The 22,498-nt window shown below is 64.9% G+C and carries 21 protein-coding genes and 1 pseudogene; 4 read left to right on the top strand and 18 right to left on the bottom strand.

Features of this window, described 5'->3' with window-relative positions:
- The 14 genes and pseudogenes from V7Q81_RS02940 to aroC form a co-directional block, all read right to left on the bottom strand.
- Window positions 1-372 (bottom strand): annotated as a pseudogene (locus tag V7Q81_RS02940) (acetyl-CoA carboxylase, carboxyltransferase subunit beta); the annotation flags it as partial.
- Window positions 369-1,190 carry a tryptophan synthase subunit alpha gene (gene trpA / locus V7Q81_RS02935; RefSeq protein WP_333840203.1) on the bottom strand — a complete coding sequence of 274 codons (822 nt, stop codon included), beginning with the start codon at window positions 1,188-1,190 and terminating at the stop codon, window positions 369-371. The gene trpA and the pseudogene V7Q81_RS02940, both read right to left, overlap by 4 nt.
- 22 nt (window positions 1,191-1,212) lie before the next feature.
- Entirely contained in the window at window positions 1,213-2,406 is a 1,194-nt protein-coding gene (trpB, locus tag V7Q81_RS02930; protein ID WP_333840202.1) for a tryptophan synthase subunit beta, read from the bottom strand.
- Complete coding sequence (locus V7Q81_RS02925; RefSeq protein ID WP_333840201.1) at window positions 2,399-3,019, bottom strand: phosphoribosylanthranilate isomerase; 621 nt, start codon at window positions 3,017-3,019, stop codon at window positions 2,399-2,401. The genes trpB and V7Q81_RS02925 overlap by 8 nt, the downstream gene beginning before the upstream one ends.
- Window positions 3,016-3,834 carry a tRNA pseudouridine(38-40) synthase TruA gene (gene truA, locus V7Q81_RS02920; RefSeq protein WP_333840200.1) on the bottom strand — a complete coding sequence of 273 codons (819 nt, stop codon included), beginning with the start codon at window positions 3,832-3,834 and terminating at the stop codon, window positions 3,016-3,018. The genes V7Q81_RS02925 and truA overlap by 4 nt, the downstream gene beginning before the upstream one ends.
- Window positions 3,831-4,439 carry a hypothetical protein gene (locus V7Q81_RS02915; RefSeq protein ID WP_333840199.1) on the bottom strand — a complete coding sequence of 203 codons (609 nt, stop codon included), beginning with the start codon at window positions 4,437-4,439 and terminating at the stop codon, window positions 3,831-3,833. The genes truA and V7Q81_RS02915 overlap by 4 nt, the downstream gene beginning before the upstream one ends.
- 91 nt (window positions 4,440-4,530) lie before the next feature.
- The gene (locus tag V7Q81_RS02910; RefSeq protein WP_333840198.1) at window positions 4,531-6,933 is read right to left on the bottom strand and encodes a FimV/HubP family polar landmark protein; all 2,403 of its coding nucleotides are present in this window, start codon (window positions 6,931-6,933) and stop codon (window positions 4,531-4,533) included.
- Between the two features lie 169 nt (window positions 6,934-7,102).
- Window positions 7,103-8,215 carry an aspartate-semialdehyde dehydrogenase gene (asd, locus tag V7Q81_RS02905; protein WP_333840197.1) on the bottom strand — a complete coding sequence of 371 codons (1,113 nt, stop codon included), beginning with the start codon at window positions 8,213-8,215 and terminating at the stop codon, window positions 7,103-7,105.
- 60 nt (window positions 8,216-8,275) lie between these two features.
- Entirely contained in the window at window positions 8,276-9,340 is a 1,065-nt protein-coding gene (gene leuB, locus V7Q81_RS02900; RefSeq protein WP_333840196.1) for a 3-isopropylmalate dehydrogenase, read from the bottom strand.
- Window positions 9,341-9,440: 100 nt separating this feature from the next.
- Window positions 9,441-10,079 (bottom strand): 3-isopropylmalate dehydratase small subunit, encoded by a 639-nt coding sequence (gene leuD, locus V7Q81_RS02895; RefSeq protein WP_333840195.1) that lies wholly within the window; start codon window positions 10,077-10,079, stop codon window positions 9,441-9,443.
- A gap of 2 nt (window positions 10,080-10,081) precedes the next feature.
- Window positions 10,082-10,186: an entericidin A/B family lipoprotein gene (locus V7Q81_RS02890; RefSeq protein ID WP_439934288.1), complete on the bottom strand. Its 105-nt coding sequence runs from the start codon at window positions 10,184-10,186 to the stop codon at window positions 10,082-10,084.
- Window positions 10,187-10,229: 43 nt separating this feature from the next.
- Window positions 10,230-11,645 carry a 3-isopropylmalate dehydratase large subunit gene (gene leuC, locus V7Q81_RS02885; RefSeq protein WP_333840193.1) on the bottom strand — a complete coding sequence of 472 codons (1,416 nt, stop codon included), beginning with the start codon at window positions 11,643-11,645 and terminating at the stop codon, window positions 10,230-10,232.
- A gap of 79 nt (window positions 11,646-11,724) precedes the next feature.
- Complete coding sequence (locus V7Q81_RS02880; RefSeq protein WP_333840192.1) at window positions 11,725-12,873, bottom strand: MFS transporter; 1,149 nt, start codon at window positions 12,871-12,873, stop codon at window positions 11,725-11,727.
- Between the two features lie 136 nt (window positions 12,874-13,009).
- Window positions 13,010-14,170 carry a chorismate synthase gene (gene aroC, locus V7Q81_RS02875; protein WP_333840191.1) on the bottom strand — a complete coding sequence of 387 codons (1,161 nt, stop codon included), beginning with the start codon at window positions 14,168-14,170 and terminating at the stop codon, window positions 13,010-13,012.
- Window positions 14,171-14,335: 165 nt separating this feature from the next.
- Here aroC and V7Q81_RS02870 point away from each other — a divergent pair, with 165 nt between their 5' ends.
- Window positions 14,336-15,388 (top strand): GGDEF domain-containing response regulator, encoded by a 1,053-nt coding sequence (locus V7Q81_RS02870; RefSeq protein ID WP_333840190.1) that lies wholly within the window; start codon window positions 14,336-14,338, stop codon window positions 15,386-15,388.
- Here the strand turns inward: V7Q81_RS02870 and V7Q81_RS02865 are convergent.
- A complete protein-coding gene (locus V7Q81_RS02865) occupies window positions 15,385-15,666 on the bottom strand; it encodes a SelT/SelW/SelH family protein (protein WP_333840189.1) in 282 nt (93 codons plus the stop codon). The two genes, V7Q81_RS02870 and V7Q81_RS02865, sit on opposite strands and share 4 nt — an antisense overlap.
- Window positions 15,667-15,796: 130 nt before the next feature.
- Here V7Q81_RS02865 and thyA point away from each other — a divergent pair, with 130 nt between their 5' ends.
- Window positions 15,797-16,591 (top strand): thymidylate synthase, encoded by a 795-nt coding sequence (thyA, locus tag V7Q81_RS02860; protein ID WP_333840188.1) that lies wholly within the window; start codon window positions 15,797-15,799, stop codon window positions 16,589-16,591.
- Complete coding sequence (locus V7Q81_RS02855; protein ID WP_333840187.1) at window positions 16,588-17,076, top strand: dihydrofolate reductase; 489 nt, start codon at window positions 16,588-16,590, stop codon at window positions 17,074-17,076. The genes thyA and V7Q81_RS02855 overlap by 4 nt, the downstream gene beginning before the upstream one ends.
- 12 nt (window positions 17,077-17,088) lie before the next feature.
- Here V7Q81_RS02855 and V7Q81_RS02850 read toward each other — a convergent pair whose 3' ends face one another.
- The 3 genes from V7Q81_RS02850 to apbC form a co-directional block, all read right to left on the bottom strand.
- The gene (locus tag V7Q81_RS02850; protein WP_333840186.1) at window positions 17,089-18,249 is read right to left on the bottom strand and encodes a type III PLP-dependent enzyme; all 1,161 of its coding nucleotides are present in this window, start codon (window positions 18,247-18,249) and stop codon (window positions 17,089-17,091) included.
- Window positions 18,250-18,505: 256 nt separating this feature from the next.
- Window positions 18,506-19,072, bottom strand: a complete 567-nt coding sequence (gene dcd, locus V7Q81_RS02845; RefSeq protein ID WP_333840184.1) for a dCTP deaminase — start codon at window positions 19,070-19,072, stop codon at window positions 18,506-18,508.
- Window positions 19,073-19,227: 155 nt separating this feature from the next.
- Window positions 19,228-20,316 carry an iron-sulfur cluster carrier protein ApbC gene (apbC, locus tag V7Q81_RS02840; RefSeq protein ID WP_333840182.1) on the bottom strand — a complete coding sequence of 363 codons (1,089 nt, stop codon included), beginning with the start codon at window positions 20,314-20,316 and terminating at the stop codon, window positions 19,228-19,230.
- 117 nt (window positions 20,317-20,433) lie between these two features.
- Here apbC and metG point away from each other — a divergent pair, with 117 nt between their 5' ends.
- Window positions 20,434-22,461: a methionine--tRNA ligase gene (gene metG, locus V7Q81_RS02835; protein ID WP_333840180.1), complete on the top strand. Its 2,028-nt coding sequence runs from the start codon at window positions 20,434-20,436 to the stop codon at window positions 22,459-22,461.
- Window positions 22,462-22,498: the final 37 nt, after the last annotated feature.

Below are 22,498 nucleotides of genomic sequence, written 5' to 3'. Positions count from 1 at the left end.
CAAGGGCACCGCCTTGATGCTGCCCTGAATCACCACCAGGGCATCGTCCTCGCCGGTTTGCGCCTGGGCTTCCTGGAGCCGCTCAGTGTAACGCTTGCTGTCCTTGAACTTAAGCGCATCCACAGGCACCACTTCTGCGCCGATTTCGTAGCGCCCCTCCGGATCCAGCAGCAGATTCAATCGCTCCCGCGCCCCGAGTCGATTGTGGTGATTGCACTTGGGGCAGACGTGGAGATTCTTCTCCAAATCGGAGTAGTAGAGCACCGCCTCGCATGCCTCGCACTTGCTCCACAAACCTTCCGGCACCCCGCGCCGGCCGCTTACTTCCCGGCGCTTGATCTTGGGTGGGAGAAGCTTGCGGAGCCAGCTCATGGGATCTTCCCCACGGCGGCGGCCCGATCCATTCCTTGCCTCAGGCTCGCCACCAGGGTCTGCACTCGGGCCGGCACAGCCTCCCGGGGCGATGCCTCGATCTCCTGGACGATGCGGCTGCCCACCACCACCGCGTCCGCCATCTCTGCCACTGCCTGTGCGGTCCGGGCGTCCCGGATGCCGAACCCTACGCCGATGGGCAACCGAATGCTCTGCCGCAGGACGGTGATGCGGGCACGTACATCCTCCAGGTCCAGGTGGGATGCGCCAGTCACCCCCTTGAGGGAGACGTAATAGACATAACCCCGGGCGAGCCGCGCCACCTGGGCAATGCGCCCCTCGGGGGTCGTGGGCGAGAGAAGATAAATGGGGTCGATTTGCACAGCCGTGAGCCGCTGCGCCAGTGCTTCCCCTTCTTCTGGGGGATAGTCCACCACCAGCACCCCATCCACCCCGCACGTCTTCGCGCCTTCGACGAAGGCGTCATAGCCCATCGCCTCGATGGGATTGGCGTAGCCCATGAGCACCACGGGGGTCTTCTCGTCGAGCCGGCGGAACGCGTTCACTAAGCCGAGCACCTGACGCAGGGTCGTGCCCTGTTTGAGGGCCCGCTCGGAGGCACGCTGGATGATCGGGCCATCGGCCATGGGATCGGAAAAAGGCACCCCCAGCTCGATTACGTCAGCGCCTCCTGCCACGAGGGCCTGCATGATGGGCAGCGTGAGCTGGAGATCTGGGTCGCCTGCGGTGATGAAAGGGATTAGGGCCTTGCGGCCCTGCCGCCGGAGTCGCTCGAACGTAGCGTCGATGCGCGACATGATGCCCTCGCCCACGGCGGCCCTAGAGGCTGATTCCGCAGCGGCTCGCCACAGTGTTGATATCCTTATCGCCGCGGCCGGACAGATTGACCAGCAGCAGGGCCTCCTTGGGCAAGGTGGGTGCCAGCCTGGCCGCGTACGCCAGGGCATGGGCTGACTCCAGGGCCGGGATGATGCCCTCGTACCGGCACAGGGCGTGAAACGCCTCCAGCGCTTCCTCGTCGGTCACTGCCACATACTCGGCCCGCCCGCTATCCTTGAGCCAGGCGTGCTCCGGCCCCACTCCCGGGTAATCTAGACCCGCGGAGATGGAATGGGTCTGCTGGATTTGGCCATCCTCGTCCTGAAGAAGATAGGTGCGATTGCCGTGCAGAACGCCTGGCCTGCCCGCGCACAGGGTCGCCGCATGGCGGCCGCTGTGCAGGCCGTACCCCCCCGCTTCCACGCCGATCATGCGCACCCGAGGCTCGTCTAGATAGGGATAGAACAGGCCCATGGCATTGGAGCCACCGCCCACGCAAGCGATCAAGACATCGGGTTGGCGCCCGAACTGCTCCAGCATCTGGCGCTTGGCTTCCCGCCCGATGACCGCCTGGAAGTCGCGCACCATCATGGGATAGGGATGGGGGCCCGCCACGGTGCCGATGATGTAGAAGGTGTCGTCCACGTGGGTCACCCAGTCCCGCATGGCCTCGTTGAGGGCGTCTTTGAGGGTCTTGGAGCCGCTTTCCACCGGCACCACGGTGGCACCCAGCAGCTTCATGCGGAACACGTTGGGCGCCTGGCGCTTCACATCCTCCGAGCCCATGTACACCACGCACTGCATCCCGTAGCGAGCGGCCACGGTGGCGGTCGCCACCCCATGCTGGCCGGCCCCCGTCTCGGCAATCACCCGGGGCTTGCCCATGCGCCGCGCGAGCAGGGCCTGGCCCAGGGTGTTGTTGATCTTGTGGGCGCCGGTATGGTTGAGATCTTCGCGCTTCAGCAGGATCTGTGCCCCGCCCAGCTCCCGGGACCAGCGCCGGGCATGGTAGATCGGGCTGGGACGGCCCACGTAGTGGCGTAGCTCCTCGACCAGCTCCGCCTGAAACTCCGGATCGTGACGCAGCCGCTCGTACTGGGTCTTGAGCTCTTCCAGCGCCGCCATCAGCGTCTCGGCCACAAACATGCCGCCATACGGGCCGAAATGGCCGGCCTTATCGGGCAAGTCATACATCTGCATTCCGGACCCTTTCGATGAAGGCGGCGATCTTCGCCGCGTCCTTGATCCCCTTGTCCGCTTCCACACCGCTTGAGACGTCGACCGCCCAAGGCCGCACTGCCCGGATCGCCTCCACCACGTTCTCGGGCGTGAGCCCCCCAGACAGGATCACGGGGAGCGGTAACCCCTGAGGCACCAGGGACCAGTCGAAACGCTCCCCCGTGCCGCCCGGGACCCCAGGCCGGTAAGCGTCCAACAGAAGTCCCCGGGCCTCGCGATAACAAGCGGAATATTCTAGCAGATCGAGTTCCGGCCGGACCCGCACCGCCTTGACGTAGGGAAGAGCGAAGCGCGCACAGAGCTCGGGAGGTTCGTCCCCGTGAAACTGGAGAAGCTGCAGGGAGACGACGCCCAGCACCTCCCGCACCCAGGCAGGTTCTGGATCCACGAACAGCCCCACGCAGGTCACGAACGGCGGCATTGCCCGGGCGATCGCGGCGGCCCGCCGAGGGTCGATGAAGCGGGGGCTCTTGTCGTAGAACACGAACCCGATCGCGTGGGCGCCCAGGCGGGCGGCCGTTTGGGCGTCCTCGGCTCGGGTGATGCCACAGATCTTGACCGCCGTCACCGCTCCTCCAGGACCATCGCCGGCATCGATGCGAAAGGCAACGCCGCCGCCCGTGTCCAGCCCGTAGGCAGGTTCCAGTGGGGCTCGTAGCGCACACCCGAGAGATACAGGCCATCGGCGGGAAAGGTGGGCGCGCCCAGCTCCCGGTCGCGGCCTTGCAGCACCTCGGCCACCCACTCAGGAGGATGGGCGCCCTTGCCCACGCACACCAGGCAGCCCAGGATGTTTCTCACCATATGATGGAGGAATGCGTTGGCCCAGAAATCGAAGATGAACAGGCCTCCCTCGCGCCGAATGGCAAGCCGCGAGAGGGTGCGCACCGGCGTGCGCGCCTGGCATTCTGATGAGCGAAAGGCGCTGAAATCGTGCTCTCCGATGAGGTGGCGAGCCGCTTCCCGCATGCGCTCCAGGTCCAGGGGCTGGTGAAACCAGCCCACCCGGCGGCTCGCCACCGCGGGACGCACCGGGTGATTCAACAGCAGGTAGCGGTAGCCGCGTTCCCGGGCACTGAAACGGGCGTGGAAATCCTCCGGCACCGGCCGAGCCCACAGCACGGCTACGGAGGGAGGCAAATGCGTGTTCGTGCCGCGTACCCAGGCGCTCTCCGGCCGCACTGCCTGGGTGTCGAAATGCACCACCTGGGCCAGGGCATGGACTCCGGCGTCGGTGCGCCCCGCTGCCACGACCCGTACCGGATGGCCGGCGATGGCGGTGAGGGCTCGCTCCAGGGCGTCTTGTACCGAGCAGCCATCCGCCTGGCTTTGCCAGCCGCAGAAGCGGCTGCCGTCGTATTCCAGCCCGAGGGCGATTCTCACCCGGTAAGCCACCCAAAAGCGGCGGCGAGCGCCGCCAGTACACAGGCATCACGCCAGGAAAACCGCCAAGCCGGCAACATCACGGAACCTGGCCCGGCAGGAGTGTCGTCGGCACTCATCGGCAACCGGGCCAGGTCGGCCAGGGACCGGCGTCCTGCCGCTCTTGCCCCCTCGGCGTAATGCAGGGTAAGCCACAGCCGCACGGCGACTCGCTCGGCCTTCACTCCCGCCCACGACAAGGGCATGAGCAGGACATAAAACCCGGCAAGCAGCGCTTCCCGGCTATAGCTCCCCAGCACCAGGGCCAACAAGGCGAGGAGCGCGACGAGCCGCGCTGCCTGCTCTCCCCCCGCCTTCCATCCCGCCGGTTCGCCTTCGGGTGCAAGCAAAGCGTGAGCGAGCAAGAGCGCAAGCAGGAGCCAGCGGCTACGGAACAGAAGGGCGAGGAAGCGGCGGGGCAGCACGGCAAGGGCAAGGCCGGTGGCTAGGGCGCAGCTGAGCCCCAGGGCGGCGCCTTCCAGATGCTGAAGCAAGAGGGCAGCACCAAGCCAGGCCGCCAGGGCGGTGGCAGGATGGACGAGACACTCGGGGTGAGCGCGCACCACGGACCGAAAACAAAGCGCAGCAGATGAGTCCCATCATACCAGCGCCCGCGAACGAAGGCCCCCGGGGGAGGGTTAGACGGGGACTGCCGCCTCAGAGGGTTTCGAGCAAGGCCTGGGCGTCACGCCGCTGCTGCTCGTCGCCTTCGCGCAAGACCTCCTGCAAGATCTCCCGCGCGCCTTCCTTGTCGCCCATTTCCTTATAGGCCTTCGCCAGATCGAACTTGGTGGCCACTTCCTGCCAGTGGGCATCCTTCCCCTCGGTCGAGACCTCCTGGGGTGTCGCCAACTCACCCAAGTCCAGGCTGAAGTCGAAATCTAGCTTGGTAGCGGTAGATTCCTGGCGCTCCGCCGGGTGGTCTCCTGTGCGGCTCTGTTCCAGGTTGGAGAAATCGAAACTCACGCTCAGGCTCTCGTCCGCGTCGCGAGCGAGCTTCATTTCTTCGTGGTGGCCGCCGGTCACGCCAGAAGTGATCTCGAAATCCACCGTTCTGGTGTCGATCCCGGCGCTCGCCCCCTCGACCGGCGGCACCGGCGCCCTGGAAGACGTTGCCTCCCGCGGCTCCCCGCCCACGTCAAAATCGACGTCCATCCCGTGGCTACGCTCGTTCGCCAAGGCCACCGTGTCCAGCCCCACATCGGAAGCAGCCGGGGCGGGCGTTCCGCCATAAAGGGGATTGGTGGGATCCAGGGCGAGACCCATGGCGAGGGCCTTTTCCCAATGAGGGGTTCCGGCAGCGATGGCTTGCAGCCTACGCGCCGTCTCCTCGAACTGGGCCTTGTCCTGGCGCATGCTATAGACCTCCAGCAACTTGAGGTACAGCTCCGGGCGCTTGGGTGTCTTGGCGAGAGCTTCCTTGAGCACTTCCTCGGCCTGGGCGTCGCGTCGGTAAGTGAGATAGACCTCCGCCTCCTGGAGCGGATCCACTTCGTCCACGGTGCCCGGCCCGGCGACCGTGCTCTCTCCCGATGGGGTCGCTGGGGTTTCCAAGGCAGCGACGGCGGCCGGAGCGGCGTCGATTCCCGGCTCGGTGAGAGCCTCTTCGGGCGCTGCCCTCGCCGCCTGCCGGCGGCGGGCGGCGTAGAACCCCCAACCCAGAAGCAACGCCACCACCCCCCCCGCACCGGCTAGATAGAGGGGCTCGCCCAGGAGTGTCTCCATCAAGGACGGCTCCGTGGGAGGCGGCATGGATTTCGGCGCTGCTTGCGGCCGGGGTTGCTCCGGCGGTGCCGCCGGTTGGGGCGCTTGAGGAGGCGAAGCGGTCTGGGCCGGCGTGCCAGGGGCGGTCTCGGGCTTGGACGACGGCTGGGACGCGGGGCCCGCCTGACCGGAAGCCTCGGGTTTCTCCGGGGCCGGGACCGTCTTCGCCGCCTCGGGCGCTGCGGGCACGAGGGGTTGACCCCTGAGTTCGAGGAGCTTTTGCATGTCCTGGATATTCTTCTCCAGAAGGGCCACCCGCTCTTGGGCTTCCTTGAGGGCCTTTTCTTTGGCGATGTTGTCCTCTTCCAGGGCGCGGATGCGCTCCTGCAGCGATTGCCCGCCGGCGGCGCCGTCGGTTTCCGCCTTGGAGAGCTTGAGCACTTCCTTGGGCGGTTCAGTCTGGCCTTTTTCTTCCACCGCCGCCGTCACCCGGCCTGCGGCAGCCTGCCCCTCGCCCGCGGGCGACTCCACGCTCGCCGCCGCGGCGGCGAGCTGATCCCGGTAGGCTTTCCAGCTCGCCACCTGGGCGCGAAACTCGGCTACCGCCTCCCGCTGGTCAATGGCCAGTGTTTCCTCTCGGTTCGGAACACGCAGGATGGGCCCGGTTTTGAGCCGGTTCATGTTGTTGTCCATGAAGGCGTCCGGGTTGGAGCGGAACAGGGCAACGAGCATCTGTTCCAGAGAGGCACCCGGGTAACGGGTGCGCTCGGCGATCTGGCTCAAGGTCTCGCCCCGCCGCACGGGCCCATAGGTTCCCGGGGCGGGCTCAGCGGAAATACCCCCCCCCGCCTGGGTCGGGCCAGGGGCAGGCGCCGGCGCGGCCTGAGCGGGCGGAAGGGGCTGCGGCGGGGCTTCCCGCGGTCGGGCCTCCTGCACCTCGGGCACGCTCGGCGTGGGCGCGGCATAGGCAGGTGGATCCAGCAGGAAGGTATATTCCCGTGTCACCGCCCCAGTGGCCCAGGTGAGCTCCACCAGGACGTTGAGGAAAGGATCGGTGATGGGCTGGGTAGACGTGAGGACCACCACGGGCCGACCGGTGCGTGTTTCGATCTTCGCCCGCACCGAGGCAAGCCCCGGCTGGTAATCGATGTTGGCCTGCTTATAGACGGAAGGGGACGCAATGCGCGCCTGGAGGGTGGCGAGCTCGTCGCCGCGGACCGAAACGATCTCGATTTCTGCCCTCAAGGGATCGCCGAGGGCCGAGTGCACGGTGAGCTTGCCCAGCCCGGCAGCCAGCGCCATCACGGGTAGGCCCAGGGCCGCCAACAACAGCCCGAGTCTTGGAATCGGTTTCACCACGCCGCGCCTCCCACGGGACCTTCCAAAGTTCTAGTGTACATCAAATAGTTATGGATTCAAGTTAAATTGAACTCTCGCTTCCCTCCCTCACCCAGGCGATGTCTTCAGAGCCTTTCGACGCCCAGGGGGATTGTCCCATCGCCGCGCAAAGATCGGGCCAGAACTTTCAGGCCTGCCGGAGGATGCGTAACATTCGCCTCAGAGGCTCGGCGGCGCCCCACAAGAGCTGATCCCCGCAGGTAAAGGCGCCCAGGTATTCGCTCCCCATATTGAGCTTGCGCAGCCGCCCGACCACAATGGCCAGGGTACCGCTGACCGCCGCGGGGGTGAGCTCGCGCACGGAGTCTTCGCGCCGGTTAGGGACAACCCTCACCCAGTCGTTGGCCGAAGCGAGCATATCCTCGACCTCGTCCAGGGGCACGTCTTTCTTGAGCTTCACGGTGAGGGCTTGGCTATGGCAACGCATGGCGCCCACTCGCACGCAAATGCCGTCCACCGGCACGGGCTCAGCCTCACGCCCTAGGATCTTGTTGGTCTCCGCTTGCCCTTTCCACTCCTCCCGGCTCTGGCCGTTGCCCATCTCCCGATCGATCCACGGGATCAGACTCCCGGCGAGCGGCACCTGGAAATGCTCGGCGGGAAAATCCGGCCGGCGTAAGGTGTGGGTCACCACCCGGTCGATTTCCAGTATGGAGGAGGCTGGATCGTCGAGCAGCGGCTTTGCCGCTCCGGCGATGGCTTCCATCTGCATGAGCAGCTCGCGCATGTTCTGGGCGCCGGCGCCAGAGGCAGCCTGATAGGTCATGGCCGTCATCCACTCCACCAGGCCGTTGTGGAACAACCCGCCCATGGCCATCAACATGAGGCTCACGGTGCAATTGCCCCCAATAAAGTTTTTAACCCCCCGCGAGAGCGCGTCTTCGATCACCGGCCTATTCACCGGATCCAAGATGATGACGCTGTCCTTGTCCATGCGCAGGGTGGAGGCGGCGTCGATCCAATAACCGTCCCAGCCGCCGGCACGCAGCCTGGGATAGACCTCGCTGGTATAGTCTCCCCCCTGACAGGTGACGATCACGTCCATGGCCCGCAGGGCTTCGAGGTCCTTGGCGTCCTTGAGGGGCGGGATCTCCCGGCCGATGTCCGGCCCCCTGCCCCCCACCTGGGAGGTGCTAAAGAATACTGGTTCAATCGCGTCGAAGTCTTTCTCTTCCCGCATGCGCTGCATGAGCACAGAGCCCACCATGCCGCGCCACCCCACGAAACCCACCCGAAGCATCCGTCTACTCTCCCGATCACCCTGCATCTTCTGACTCACAAGCAACCATCGACCGAAGGCTCAAAGGGCGGCCACTACCGCATCTCCCATGGCAGCGGTGCCCACCGGCACCACGCCCGGCGCCGCGATATCGGCCGTGCGCACCCCACGCATGAGCACCTCCGCAACCGCCCGCTCTACCCGCGCCGCCGCCGTCTCCATCCCCAGACTGTAGCGCAGCAGCATCGCCAAGGACAGGATGGTGGCCAGGGGATTGGCGATGTCTCGGCCGGCGAGGTCGGGGGCAGAACCGTGGATAGGCTCGTACAAGCCCTTGCTGCGGGCATCGAGGGAGGCCGAGGGGAGCATGCCGATCGAGCCCGTAAGCATGGAGGCTTCGTCGGAAAGAATGTCCCCGAACATGTTGCCGGTGAGGATCACGTCGAACTGCCCGGGGTCGCGCACGAGCTGCATGGCAGCGTTGTCCACGTACATGTGGCTCAGCTCCACGTCCGGATACTCGCGCCCGACCTCGCTCACCACCTCCCGCCACAGCCGGCTGGTCTCCAACACGTTGGCCTTGTCTACCGAGCATACGCGCCTGCCCCGCCGCCGCGCTGCCTGGAAGGCCACGTGGGCGATGCGCCGGATCTCCCCCTCGCGGTAGACCATGGTGTCGAAGCCTTCACGCTCGCCGGCAGCATTGATGCGCACGCCTTTGGGCTCGCCGAAATAGATGTCGCCCGTGAGCTCGCGCACGATCAGGAGGTCGAGACCCGCCAACCGCTCGGGCTTGAGGGCGGAGGCAGCGGCGAGCTCCCAGTACACCCGCGCCGGGCGCAGGTTGGCGAAGAGCTCGAGCGCCTTGCGAATCCGCAGCAGCCCTTGCTCGGGGCGCTTCTCCCGGGGAAGCCCATCGTACTTGGGCGCCCCCACGGCACCCAACAGAATGGCGTCCGCCTCCCGGGCGAGTTGCAGAGTGGAAGCGGGCAGCGGATCCCCCTGGGCGTCCACGCCCGCCCCCCCGATGGGCGCCTCAGCCCATTCCAAGGCGAGCCCATCGCGGCGCAGCCGCTCCAACACCTTCACCGCCTGGGCCGTGATTTCCGGGCCGATCCCGTCTCCCGGAAGGATGGCGATTTTCATCGTCGGTTAAGGCCGCTCAGGACGGCAGGCGCAGAGAAGCGCAAGGAAATTCATCCGCTCGCTGCGGGGCTTCATCGCAAAAAGCGCCCGTCGTGAAGGCTCAGCTGAACAGCCACGGCGCCTCGACCCGCCGCCTGGTCTCGTAGGCTTTGATCTTGTCCACGTGCCGCAGGGTGAGTCCAATGTCGTCCAGGCCATTCAGCAAGCAGTACTTGCGAAACGGGTCGATACTGAAGCGCAGCGTCTCCCCGCCTGGGGTCGTCACGCTCTGGGCTTGCAGATCAATCAGCAGCCGGTAGCCCTCGGTGGTCTCCACCTCCCGAAACAGCCGATCCACCACGGCACTTTCGAGCACCACGGGAAGCAGCCCGTTCTTGAAGCAGTTGTTGTAGAAAATGTCGGCGAAACTCGGGGCGATGAGGGCCCGGAAGCCGTAATCGAGCAGCGCCCAGGGCGCGTGCTCCCGGGAGGAGCCGCAACCGAAGTTCTCCCGGGTAAGCAGAATGCTCGCTCCCTGATAACGGGGCTGGTTGAGCACGAAGTCGGGGTTCAGGCGCCGCCCGCGGGTGTCCCCTCCCGGCTCGCCCGGGTCCAGGTAACGCCAGGCGTCGAACAAATTCGGGCCGAAGCCGCTGCGCTTGATCGACTTCAGGAACTGCTTCGGGATGATGGCGTCGGTATCCACGTTGGCGCGGTCCAACGGTGCCACCAATCCTTCGTGACGGACGAACTTTTCCATGCTCACTTGACCGACTTCTGGATTGCCTCTCCGCCCTTCTCGATGTCCTTGCCAAGCCCCTGGATGGTGTTGCAGGCGGCAAGCCCTGCGACAAGCAATACGGCCATGATGGAAATTGCCAGTCTATGCATCATGATCAACCTTCCCCCTTCAAGAAGAAAGAAGTTCCCGTACATCGATGAAATGCCCGGCAATGGCCGCCGCTGCCGCCATCTCCGGGCTCACCAGGTGGGTGCGCCCACCTGCGCCCTGACGGCCCTCGAAGTTACGGTTGGAGGTGGAGGCGCAGCGCTCCCCGGGCGCCAAGCGGTCATCGTTCATGGCAAGGCACATGGAACAGCCGGGCTCCCGCCATTCGAAGCCTGCTTCCAGGAATACTCGGTGCAGGCCTTCTTCCTCTGCTTGGCGCTTCACCGTGCCCGAGCCGGGCACGACCAGAGCCTGTTTGATGTTGGCAGCGATGCGGCGCCCCCGTACCACTTTGGCCGCCGCCCGTAGGTCTTCCAGCCGCGAGTTGGTGCAGGAGCCGATAAACACCTTGTCGAGCAGGATGCTGCGGATCGGGGTCCCCGGCTCGAGTCCCATATACCGGAGCGCCCGCGCGTAGCTTTCCCGCCGGATGGGATTGGGCTCTCGCGTGGGATCGGGGACTTCTCCGTCCACCGGGGCCACCATCTCCGGCGAAGTGCCCCAGGTCACCTGAGGTCGAATCCGGGTCGCATCGAGGCGCACCACCTTGTCGAAGCGGGCGTCCGGGTCGCTTTTCAAATCTTGCCAGGCAGCGACCGCCCGCTCCCACAGCTCACCCTTCGGAGCAAAGGGCCGACCCCTCAGGTATTCGACGGTCTTCTCGTCTACCGCCACCAGGCCGGCGCGAGCGCCCGCCTCGATGGACATATTACAGATGGTCATTCGCCCTTCCATCCCAAGGGCGCGAACGACCTCGCCCGCGTATTCGATCACGTAACCGGTGGCGCCTGCCGTGCCGATGGTGCCGATGATGGCGAGGATCACATCTTTGGCCGTGACCCCGGGGCCCAGAGCCCCATCCACCACGATCTGCATCGCTTTTGCTTTCTTGGTCAACAGGCACTGGGTGGCGAGCACATGCTCCACCTCCGAGGTACCGATGCCGAAGGCGAGACAAGCGAACGCCCCATGGGTACTGGTGTGGGAGTCGCCGCACACGACGGTCATGCCGGGCAGCGTCGCCCCCTGTTCCGGCCCGACCACGTGCACGATTCCTTGGCGCCGGTCCCGGAACGGGAAATAGGCCTTGGCGCCGAACGCCCTGATGTTCGCGTCGAGCGTCTCCACCTGCAGACGGGACACGGGATCGCGGATTCCCTGGTCCCAATCACGGGTGGGCGTGTTGTGATCCGCAGTGGCAATGATGGAATCCGGCCGCCAGAGCCGGCGCCCGGCGAGCTTCAACCCCTCGAACGCCTGGGGACTCGTCACCTCGTGCACCAGGTGCCGGTCGATATAAAGGAGCGCGGTGCCGTCGGCTTCTTCGTGCACCACGTGGCTGTCCCAGAGCTTGTCGTAAAGGGTCTTTCCGCTCATGGCTTCAAATACGAGGTAAGCGGGTAATTATGCCACAAAGCCCAGGCTCTTCCCCAGGAGGCCGCCTCCAGGGAGCGCACTAGCGCTCGGCGGGAAAGCGCCAAGCGATCAGGAGTCCTCCCAGCGCTGCGGCGGCGGCGCTTGCCGTGAAGGTGATGCCCGGTCCCGCCGCTTCCCAGAGGTAGCCGCTCAAAAGGCTGCCGAGGCTGCCGCCCGCGCCGAAACTGACGCTGGTATAGAGTGCCTGGCCCTTGGCCGTGTGGCTCCCCTGGAACAGGCGGTGGAACGCCGCCACCGCTGCGGCGTGGTACGCGCCAAAGGTGGCCGCGTGCAGGGACTGGGCGAGCAGCATCAAGAGCGGCACAGCGGGGAAGGCAGCGACCAGCGTGAAGCGCAGCACAGCGCAGCCGAAGCTCACCAGCAAGATGGCGCGACCGCTGTAGCGGGAGGCCACTCGCGGCATGAGGAAGAACACCCCGATCTCGCAGATCACACCCAAGGCCCATAGCCACCCCACCTGGCCCTTGGTGTAACCCACGTCCACCAGGTAAATGGAAAAGAAAACATAGTAGGGCCCGTGGGCCACGGCCATGAAGAAGCAGGCGGCGAGGAGCGCTCCCACTTCGGGGCGCCGTACGATCCGCCATAGGGGTGTTGCCTCTTCCAGCCTCCGGCGCAGTGGGGCATCCGGCACCTGGACCGCCGAAGCCGCCACCGCCAACTTGAGGGCGAGCAGGATCCAGAGCAACCAAAAGATGGGGGCACCATCCAGCAGGTGGCCGATGCCCACCACGGCCAGGATGAAACCGAGGGAACCCCACCAGCGGATGCGTCCGTAGCGGGCGGCGTGGGGGCCCAGGTGGGACAGGGTGATCGCTTCCACCAGGGGCAGCGATGCGCTCCAGAAAAAGCTCATGGCCGCCATCACCAGCCACATCCAGGCAAAGCTCGCGCCGAAGAAAACACCCGCGTAACTCAGAAGGGCGGCGAGGGCCGCCAAGCGCAGGATCTCGACCCGACGGCCGGTGGCGTCGGCAAGCCAGCCCCACGCCGCGGGGGCGAGCATGCGCATCACCTGGGGCAAGGCCATGAGCAACCCGATCTCGGCCGCCACGTACCCGAGGGAGCGCAAGTACAGGCTCCAGTAGGGGGCGAATGCGCCGACGAAGGCGAAGTAGAAAAAATAGAAGCTGGCGAGGGGGCCGTACGGGAAAGGACGGTCGGGCATGGAATCAGGCGCGGGGGGCCCGTGGGCGGAGCGAAACCCCCAGAGCGAAAAAACCTGCTTCACAGTGAAGAAACGTACGGCAGACGTTGCTGTCCGGGCTGGGGGCTAGTCCGCGGCCCGGAACGGAAGCCGCGGCTCACGCCTCGTCGGGTTCCGGATCATCCCGGCGCTCCGCCGGTGCTTTGCGCGGCGGCACTGCAGTGATCCGGCCAGGTACCCGGGGCGTCGCGCAACGCACGTCCGCGTTCTGCGCCCGATGGCGCAAGGCATGGTCGATGAGCACCAGAGCGAGCATCGCCTCGGCGATGGGTGTAGCCCGGATGCCCACACAGGGGTCGTGGCGACCGGTGGTCTCGACGATCACGGGTCTACCTTCCTTGTCGATGGAGCGCCGCGGCAGCCGGATGCTGGAGGTGGGCTTGATGCCGATGGACACCAGGATGTCCTGGCCTGTTGAGATTCCCCCTAATATGCCGCCTGCATTATTGCTGAGAAAGCCTTCGGGGGTTATCTCGTCCGAGTGCTCGGTACCCCGCTGCTCGACCGCGGCAAACCCGGCTCCGATCTCCACCGCCTTGACCGCGTTGATGCTCATCATGGCATGGGCGATGGCGGCGTCCAGGCGATCGTACACAGGCTCGCCCCAGCCCACCGGGACACCCTCGGCCACCACGTTGATGCGGGCGCCCACGGAATCACCCGACTTGCGCAGCTGGTCCATGAACGCCTCGAGCTGTGGCACCGCGTCCGGATCCGCTGCGAAGAAAGGATTGTCATTCACTGCGTCCCAGGACTTGAATGGCACGCGGATGGGGCCGAGCTGGGCCAGGTAGCCGCGAATGACGATGCCATAACGGCTACCTAGCCATTTTTTGGCAATGGCGCCGGCCGCGACCCGCACCGCTGTCTCCCGGGCCGAGGCCCGACCGCCCCCGCGGTAGTCCCGGATACCGTACTTCTGCCAATAGGTGTAGTCGGCATGTCCGGGGCGAAATACGTCCATGATCTTGCTGTAGTCCCGGCTGCGAGCGTCCTCGTTGCGGATCAGCAGCCCGATGGGCGTGCCCGTGGTCCGTCCCTCGAACACACCGGAGAGGATCTCCACCTTGTCCGGTTCCCGCCGCTGGGAGACATGGCGGGAGGTCCCGGGGCGGCGGCGGTTGAGTTCCGCCTGGAGATCTGTCTCGGAAAGCTCAAGGCCCGGCGGGCAGCCGTCCACCACGCAGCCGATGGCCGGGCCGTGGGACTCGCCAAAGGAGGTGACGCGAAAGAGCTTGCCGAAAGTGTTGCCAGACATGGAAAGGCTCGCAAAAACAAGGGGGCAAGTTTAACATAGGTCTTGACCGCGGCCGGCTGCGCCAGTGCGCAAGGCCGCGGCAGCCCACACCGGACAGAGAACCGGCGCCACGAGACACCCGGCAACCCGTGCGGGCTTCGTGATGACAATCCAAGGGAGGATGCCGTGAATATCCTGCTGGTGGATGACTCGCGCACGGCGCGGGCCGCCCTCACCCGGATGCTTGCCACCATGGGGCATGTCGTGATGGAGGCCTCGGATGGCGCCCAGGCGCTCGAGCGTTTGCGACAGGAGCCGGTGGACCTGGTCCTGCTGGACGTACAGATGCCCCGCCTCGACGGGTTCACGGCGGTGCGGCAAATGCGTGAGATCCAGGGCAACCGGTGGATACCCATCATCTTTCTGAGCGCGCGGGAAACGGACGCGGATCTGGAGAAGGGTATCCTGGCCGGTGGCGACGACTATCTGGTGAAGCCGGTGAGCCCGGTGGTGCTGGGAGCCAAGATTCGGGCGCTGCAGCGCATCCACGACATGCAGCGCCAGACGGTCGAGCTGAGTGAGCGTCTCGCCGCCGCCAATCGGGAGCTCGCCCAGCTCGCCCGCCAGGACGGGCTCACCGGTGTGGCCAACCGGCATCATTTCGACGAACGGCTAGCGCAGGAGTTCGCCCGGGCGCGGCGCCACCGCAGCCCCTTGGGGCTGGTACTGGGCGACGTGGACGACTTCAAGGCCTACAACGACCACTACGGCCACCAGGCGGGGGATGCCTGCCTGCAGCGCATCGCTGCGGCCCTCTCGAGCGCCTGCCGGCGAGCCACCGACCTGGTGGCTCGCTACGGCGGCGAGGAGTTCGCCCTGATCCTGCCGGACACCGATATGGCCGGCGTCGAAAAGGTGTGCAATGCAGCACGCGAGCGGGTGGAAGCCCTGGCCATTCCCCATGCGCGCTCCCGCGCTTATCCCGTGATCACGATGAGCTTCGGCGCTACCGCCCTCGTTCCCGACGGCTCTACTACCCCCATCCTGCTGATCCAGTGGGCCGACCAGGCCCTGTACCAGGCCAAGCTCGGAGGACGCAACCGTTGTGCCACCTGGGCAGGGAGTTCGGACGGCACCGGTGGGCCAAGCATGCAAGAGCGCGCCTCCAGTCAACTGGAAGCACGTCCGTCATCGAGAGGGTCCGTTCCGGCGAGCGTCCTTCGCCACGGTCCAAGCTAGCGATCCGCGTGGCCCAGGTCCTTGCCGGGGGCCACCCGGTCTCGCAACCGCTGCTTGAGCTCCTTCGCTTCCGGAAAACGGCCCTCGTCCTTGCGGGACCAAAGCAGCTCTCCGTCCACCCGCACTTCGAAAATGCCTCCACTTCCCGGGATCAGCGCCACTTCCCCCAATTCCGCCTCGAAGGTGGTGAGAAGCTCCTGGGCAAGCCAGGCCGCCCGCAATAGCCAACGGCACTGGGTGCAGTAGCGGATTTCAACTCGAGGTTTGGCGTTGATCATGGCATGCCTGCGACGCCCGTGGATTCGGGGACCGGAGCCCGGTCGATCGAATTATAATGGCGCCCGGGGCGGAGCCTGCGCGAGCCCCGGCACCGTCTCAAACCTGGCTTGTTTTATCGGCCCGACGCCTATGCGCCAATATCTCGACCTGATGCGGCACGTTCTGGAGCAGGGAACGCGCAAGCCGGACCGCACCGGCGTGGGCACCTTGTCCATCTTCGGCCACCAGATGCGCTTCGACCTGGGCCGGGGCTTCCCGCTGGTCACCACCAAGCGGATTCATCTGAAGTCGGTGATCCACGAGCTGCTTTGGTTCCTCAGGGGAGACACCAACGTCCGCTACCTTCAGGAGCGAGGGGTGACGATCTGGGACGAATGGGCGGACGAGAACGGCGATCTGGGCCCCATCTACGGCTACCAGTGGCGCTCTTGGCCAGCCCCCGACGGCCGGCACATCGATCAGATCAGCCGGGTGGTGAAGGAAATCAAAGATAACCCCCACTCGCGCCGGCTCATCGTCTCCGCCTGGAACGTGGCGGACTTGGACAAGATGGCCCTTACGCCGTGCCACGCCCTATTCCAGTTCTACGTGGCCGAAGGTCGCCTTTCCTGCCAGCTCTACCAGAGAAGCTGCGATGTGTTCCTGGGGCTGCCGTTTAACATCGCTAGCTACTCCCTCCTCACCCACATGGTCGCCCAGCAGTGCGGCCTAGAGGTAGGGGAATTTGTCTGGACCGGAGGCGACGTGCATCTGTACCTCAACCACTTGGAGCAAGCGCGCACCCAGCTCGCCCGGGAGCCCTATCCCCTGCCGACGCTTCGGATCCTGCGCAAGCCACCGTCCATTTTCGATTACGCTTTTGAAGACTTCGAATTCGTGAACTACCGCTACCACCCGGCGATCCCGGCGCCAATCGCCGTATGACGGGTCGGCGCATCGCCCTGGTGGTCGCCATGGCGCGCAACGGGGTCATCGGTGCCGGCAACGCGTTGCCCTGGCGCCTGCCGGATGACCTCAAGTATTTCAAGGCCCTCACCATGGGCCACTGCATAGTGATGGGACGCAAGACCTACGAGTCCATCGGCAGGCTCTTGCCCGGTCGGCAAAACGTGATCGTCACGCGCCAGCCGGACTACACCGTTCCCGGCGCGTGGGTGGTCCATTCGGTGGAGCAGGCGCTTGCCGCATGCGAGTGCAAGGACGAGATTTTCGTGATCGGCGGCGCCGAGCTCTTTCGGGAGCTCATCGGCCGGGCCGACCGGATGTACGTTACCGAGCTCCTGCAGGACTTCGAAGGCGATGTGTACTTTCCCCCGTACGACCGCAGCGCCTGGCGGGAGGTGAGTCGCGACCGGCGCCGGGCCGCAGACCTGGAATATCATTTCGTGGTATACGAGCGAGTGCGCTGATCGCGCCCTCGCTCACAGCACGATGACCTCCGGCAGGGGAAAGCCGTTAAACGTGCTGGCGTAAGCAGTGGTATAGGCACCTGCGTTAGGAATGTAGATGAAATCCCCCTCCTGCACGTCCTCGGGGAGCATTTCCTCCTGCAGGACGATGTCCACCGAATCGCAAGTGGGGCCGGCCACGCACCACGGCACCAGCGGGCCGGTGCGGTCAGTGAGGATCTGGTAGCGCAGGCCTTCGGAGGTCTCGATCATCCCGCCGAACAGGCCTGCATCCCAATACATCCAACGGCGGCCGGCACGGGTAGCGGTCCCCACCACCCGGCAGACGAAATAAGCAGCATCGGAGACCAAGTAGCGTCCAGGCTCGGCCACCACTTCTACGTCCGCTGGAAACGCCTCCAGCGCCTCATTGACCACCTCGCCAATCACCTCAATCGAGGGGATGGGCTTGACGTAGCGCACCGGGAAGCCGCCGCCGATGTTGAGCATGCGCGGCCGCATGCCGGCCCCAAGGAGCTGCTCGAACACCGTGCGGGAGCGCTCGATCGCCACGCGCCAGTTCTGTGGGTTGCGGCACTGGGAGCCCACATGGAAGGTAACCCCCGCCACGTCGGCCTTGAGCCGGGCCGCGGTCGCCACGATCTCGGGCACATCCACCAGGTGGGCACCAAACTTGCCGGCCAGGGGCCAGTCGGCGCCGATGTTGGGCGTGTCGATGCGTAGATAGAGCTTGGCGTCCGGCTTGATGGCCACCACCTTGGCCACTTCCTCCACGCTGTCCACCACAAACCACTCCACTCCCCTGCTCACCGCGTACTGGATGTAGGCGCGAGACTTCATCGGATTGCTGTAGAGCACTTCGCGCGCCGCCACTCCAAGGCCGAGCAAGAGATCAAGCTCAGCGACCGAGGCGATCTCGAACCCGGTCCCTTCTTCCTTGAGCACCTGGATCACCCGCGGATCCGGGTTGGCCTTGACCGCATAGTAGGGCTTTACTCGCGGCATCGCCCGGGCAAAACGGCGGGTCTTCAGGCGAATGATCTCGGGATCGATCAGGAGGAACGGCTTTTCGTAGCCGCGCTCCAGGACTCGTCTAACGTGCCGGAAGTCGAGGCTGACTTCCGGGTGGGTGTCGAAGATGGGTTCGTTGGCTTGGACGGCGGCGCGGGGCATCAAGGTCTCCTCAAGGCACCTGGCTTGCCGGCGTGTGCATGTTCACCCGTTTCATGGCACGGGGATGCTTCTCTTGCCCGTCACGCCGGCCGCCTTGGCACGCTTGAATTTTCAAGGGCTTGGATCCAAAAAATGCGCATTATAAAAAGCGGGGCCGCGGAATCAAGTGTTATTTGTGCGCGGGCACCCGCCTGCAAAAAGAGGCGCCTTCTCAATCCGTTAGCCGTCCAATGCGGCCAAACAGAGCGCCGTCTGCTCAGATCTTGGGGGGTGTGACACCTTTCTGTCCCTGGTATTTGCCGCCCCGATCCTTATAGGAGACGTCGCACGCCTCGTCCGCTTCGAAGAACACCACCTGGGCGACGCCTTCGTTGGCGTAGATCTTGGCCGGTAGCGGCGTCGTGTTGGAAAACTCCAGCGTCACGTACCCCTCCCACTCCGGCTCGAACGGCGTTACGTTGACGATGATGCCGCAGCGGGCGTACGTCGACTTGCCAAGGCAGATGGTGAGCACATTGCGCGGGATGCGAAAGTATTCCACCGTGCGCGCCAGGGCGAAGGAGTTGGGAGGGATGATGCACACCTCGCCCTTGAAGTCGACGAAGGACTTGGAATCGAAGTTCTTCGGATCGACGATGGTCGTGTTGATGTTGGTGAAGATCTTGAATTCGTCCGAGCAACGGATGTCGTAGCCGTAGCTGGAGGTCCCGTAAGAGACCACCTTGCGCCCGCCTATTTCCTTGATCTGGTTGGGCTCGAAGGGCTCGATCATGCCGTATTCGAGCGCCATGCGGCGGATCCACTTGTCGGACTTGATGCTCATGGGCTGCCCTCAACCCCTGGGGCGCGTAAAAGGAACGTTCAACCCGAAGGGCAATGCAAAGCCATCGCAAGAAAAACGGTCATTGCCCGGTCGCACTTCTAACCTAACGCCCTTGCTCTTGAAAAACCGCGCTCGCCCGCGCCTCGGCGGTGAATCTACGTGTTCTGGATCACGATCTTGGGGAACGCCGCGGAATGGTCCTGGGCGAGCTCGGCGATCTTCACTGCCACACGGCGCGCGATCGCCTTATAGATCTCGGCAATGCGTCCTTCGGGATCCGCCACCACCGAGGGCTTGCCGGAATCAGCCTGTTCGCGGATGCGAATGTCCAAAGGCAGCGCCCCCAAGAGTTCGACTCCGTAGTCCTGGCACATGCGCTGGGCTCCACCCTCGCCGAAGATGGGTTCCTCGTGCCCGCATCTGGAACAGATATGGATGCTCATGTTCTCCACCACGCCCAGGATGGGAATGCCCACCTTCTCGAACATCTTGAGCCCCTTACGGGCATCGATCAGGGCGATGTCCTGGGGCGTGGTCACGATAACGGCGCCGGTCACCGGCACCCGCTGGGCCAAGGTGAGCTGGATATCGCCGGTTCCCGGCGGGAGATCCACTACCAAGTAATCCAAGTCGCGCCAGCGGGTCTCGTTGAGCAATTGCTCCAGGGCCTGAGTGACCATGGGTCCCCGCCACACCATGGGAGTGTCCAGATCGATCAGGAAACCGATGGACATGGCCTGTAGCCCGTGGCCCTCCATCGGCTCGAGGCTCTTGCCGTCTCGCGACTCGGGGCGCCCCCGGATGCCCAACATCATGGGCTGAGAGGGCCCATAAATGTCCGCGTCCAGCACCCCCACCTTGGCCCCCTCGGCGGCAAGGGCCAGGGCCAGGTTGACGGCGGTGGTAGATTTGCCCACCCCGCCTTTGCCGGAGGCGACCGCTATGATGTTGCGAACGCCCGGCACCAGCTTCACTCCTCGTTGCACCGCGTGGGCAACGATCTTGTAAGTGACGCCCACTTGAACTGTGCCGACACCCGGCAGGCTTCTCAGCCGCTCCGCCACCATATGGCGGATGGAGTCGAGAACGCTTTTGGCGGGGTAGCCAAGAACGATGTCCACCGACACCCGGTCCCCCTCCACCTTGACGCCCTTGACGGCCTTGCTCGTCACGAAATCCTTGTGGGTATTGGGGTCAATCAGCGCTTTGAGCGCCTCCTGAACCTGCTGCTCGGTGATCGCCACGTAAGCCTCCTCCGGCCGATGCCGCGAAAATTTTAATTGTAACGAAATCAGCCTGCCTTCCGCTCGTCGAACTCAGGACTTTGTTAGAATTCGATTTTTCAAGATCTTGTCGATTCCATGCCCAAACGCCGCCTCCTGGTCACTTCCGCCTTGCCCTACGCGAACGGGGCCATCCACCTGGGCCATTTGGTGGAATACATCCAAACTGACATCTGGGTGCGTTTCCAGAAAATGCAAGGCCACGAGTGCTATTACGTGTGCGCCGACGATCAGCACGGCACCCCCATCATGCTGCGGGCGCAGAAGGAGGGAATCTCCCCTGAGGCCCTGATCGGCCGCATGCTGGAAGAGCACCAACGGGACTTTGCCGGCTTTCACATCCAGTTCGACAACTATTACGAGACCAACTCCCCAGAGAACCGGGAACTTTGCGAAGAAATCTTCCGCCGCCTGGACGAGGCTGGCCTGATCGCCCGTCGCTCGGTGGAGCAGTACTACGACCCGGTCAAGCAGATGTTCCTGCCCGACCGCTACGTCAAGGGCGAGTGTCCCCGCTGCGGGGCCAAGGACCAGTATGGGGACGCCTGCGAAGCGTGCGGTGCCACCTATGCCCCCACGGAGCTCAAGAACCCCTATTCGGTGATTTCTGGCGCTGCCCCGGTGCGCAGGTCGTCGGAACACTTCTTCTTCCGCCTCTCGGATCCCCGCTGCCGGGCGTTCCTGGAGGCGTGGACGCGCTCTGGGCGGCTGCAGCCGGAGGCGGTCAATAAGCTCCAGGAGTGGTTCGCGGCAGGGCTCCAGGACTGGGACATCTCCCGCGACCCCCCCTATTTCGGCTTCCCCATTCCCGGCACCGGCAACCAGAAATTCTTCTACGTGTGGCTCGACGCTCCGGTCGGCTACTTCGCCAGTTTCAAGAACCTGGCGGACAAACGCCGCGGCCAGGGCGAGACCATCGACGTAGACGCGTTCCTGCGCTCCGATGAGGCCACGGAGCTCATTCATTTCATCGGCAAGGATATCCTGTACTTCCATGCCCTGTTCTGGCCGGCCATGCTCAAACATTCCGGCTACCGCACGCCATCGAAGATCTACGCCCACGGCTTTCTCACGGTGAACGGGGAGAAGATGTCCAAGTCCCGCGGCACCTTCATCACCGCTGCTAGCTATCTCGCCCAGGGGCTCAACCCCGAATGGCTGCGCTACTACTATGCGGCCAAACTGGGCCCCACCATGGAGGACATCGATCTTTCCCTGGAGGACTTCACCGCCCGGGTCAACTCGGACCTGGTAGGCAAGTACGTGAACATCGCGAGCCGCACAGCCGGCTTCATCCACAAGCGCTTCGACGGCCGCATGATGAGAAGCACGAGCGCACTGCTCACCGAGGTTCAGGCGGCGGCCCCCGCCATCGCGGCGCTTTACGAGGCGAGGGAGTACGGCAAGGCGGTGCGGGAAATCATGCAGCTCGCGGACCGGGCAAACCAGTTCGTGGATCAGGAAAAACCCTGGGAGCTCGCCCGCAGAGTCGAGGCGAGCGCGGCGTTGCACCGCGTGTGCTGCGAGGCGATCAACCTGTTCCGACTCCTCACCCTCTACCTCAAGCCCGTGCTGCCCCATCTGGCCCAACGGGTGGAAAACTTCCTGGCGATTGCCCCCCTCCAGTGGGCCGATGCAGCGGAGCTTCTGCCCGAGGGGCACAAAATCAACGCCTACGAACATCTCATGACCCGTATTGACCCCCGGCGGATCAATGCCCTGATTGAGGCCAACCGGGAATCGATGACAAGCGAGGGCGCTGTGCCCCATGGCCAGACGACCCCCCAGATCAGCATCGACGATTTCCATCGGGTGGACCTGCGGGTGGCCCGCATCGTGGCAGCCGAGGCGGTGCCGGGAGCAGACAAGCTCCTCAAGCTCACCCTGGACCTGGGAGGGGAACGGCGCACGGTGTTCGCTGGAATCAAGTCGGCCTATACGCCGGAGGCCCTCCAGGGCCGGCTCACCGTGATGGTAGCGAACCTCACCCCGCGCAAGATGAAGTTCGGCGTCTCCGAAGGAATGGTGCTCGCCGCCGGTGACGGCGAGAGCATCTTTCTCCTTTCCCCAGACGACGGAGCGCTCCCCGGCATGCGCATAAAATAGGCCTGTGGCCCCCGCGCGGGCAGCCGCCCATCAGGAG

This window comes from Pelomicrobium sp. (genome assembly GCF_036803785.1).
Classification (GTDB): domain Bacteria; phylum Pseudomonadota; class Gammaproteobacteria; order Burkholderiales; family UBA6910; genus Pelomicrobium.
This window is presented reverse-complemented; position numbering and strand designations above follow the sequence as displayed.

Coding starts and splice junctions, on each gene's coding strand:
- trpA (WP_333840203.1), bottom strand. CDS start 1,190: ATGTCGCGCATCGACGCTACGTTCGAGCGACTCCGGCGGCAGGGCCGC.
- trpB (WP_333840202.1), bottom strand. CDS start 2,406: ATGTATGACTTGCCCGATAAGGCCGGCCATTTCGGCCCGTATGGCGGC.
- asd (WP_333840197.1), bottom strand. CDS start 8,215: ATGCTTCGGGTGGGTTTCGTGGGGTGGCGCGGCATGGTGGGCTCTGTG.
- leuB (WP_333840196.1), bottom strand. CDS start 9,340: ATGAAAATCGCCATCCTTCCGGGAGACGGGATCGGCCCGGAAATCACG.
- leuD (WP_333840195.1), bottom strand. CDS start 10,079: ATGGAAAAGTTCGTCCGTCACGAAGGATTGGTGGCACCGTTGGACCGC.
- V7Q81_RS02890 (WP_439934288.1), bottom strand. CDS start 10,186: ATGGCCGTATTGCTTGTCGCAGGGCTTGCCGCCTGCAACACCATCCAG.
- leuC (WP_333840193.1), bottom strand. CDS start 11,645: ATGAGCGGAAAGACCCTTTACGACAAGCTCTGGGACAGCCACGTGGTG.
- V7Q81_RS02880 (WP_333840192.1), bottom strand. CDS start 12,873: ATGCCCGACCGTCCTTTCCCGTACGGCCCCCTCGCCAGCTTCTATTTT.
- aroC (WP_333840191.1), bottom strand. CDS start 14,170: ATGTCTGGCAACACTTTCGGCAAGCTCTTTCGCGTCACCTCCTTTGGC.
- V7Q81_RS02865 (WP_333840189.1), bottom strand. CDS start 15,666: ATGATCAACGCCAAACCTCGAGTTGAAATCCGCTACTGCACCCAGTGC.
- thyA (WP_333840188.1), top strand. CDS start 15,797: ATGCGCCAATATCTCGACCTGATGCGGCACGTTCTGGAGCAGGGAACG.
- V7Q81_RS02855 (WP_333840187.1), top strand. CDS start 16,588: ATGACGGGTCGGCGCATCGCCCTGGTGGTCGCCATGGCGCGCAACGGG.
- V7Q81_RS02850 (WP_333840186.1), bottom strand. CDS start 18,249: ATGCCCCGCGCCGCCGTCCAAGCCAACGAACCCATCTTCGACACCCAC.
- dcd (WP_333840184.1), bottom strand. CDS start 19,072: ATGAGCATCAAGTCCGACAAGTGGATCCGCCGCATGGCGCTCGAATAC.
- metG (WP_333840180.1), top strand. CDS start 20,434: ATGCCCAAACGCCGCCTCCTGGTCACTTCCGCCTTGCCCTACGCGAAC.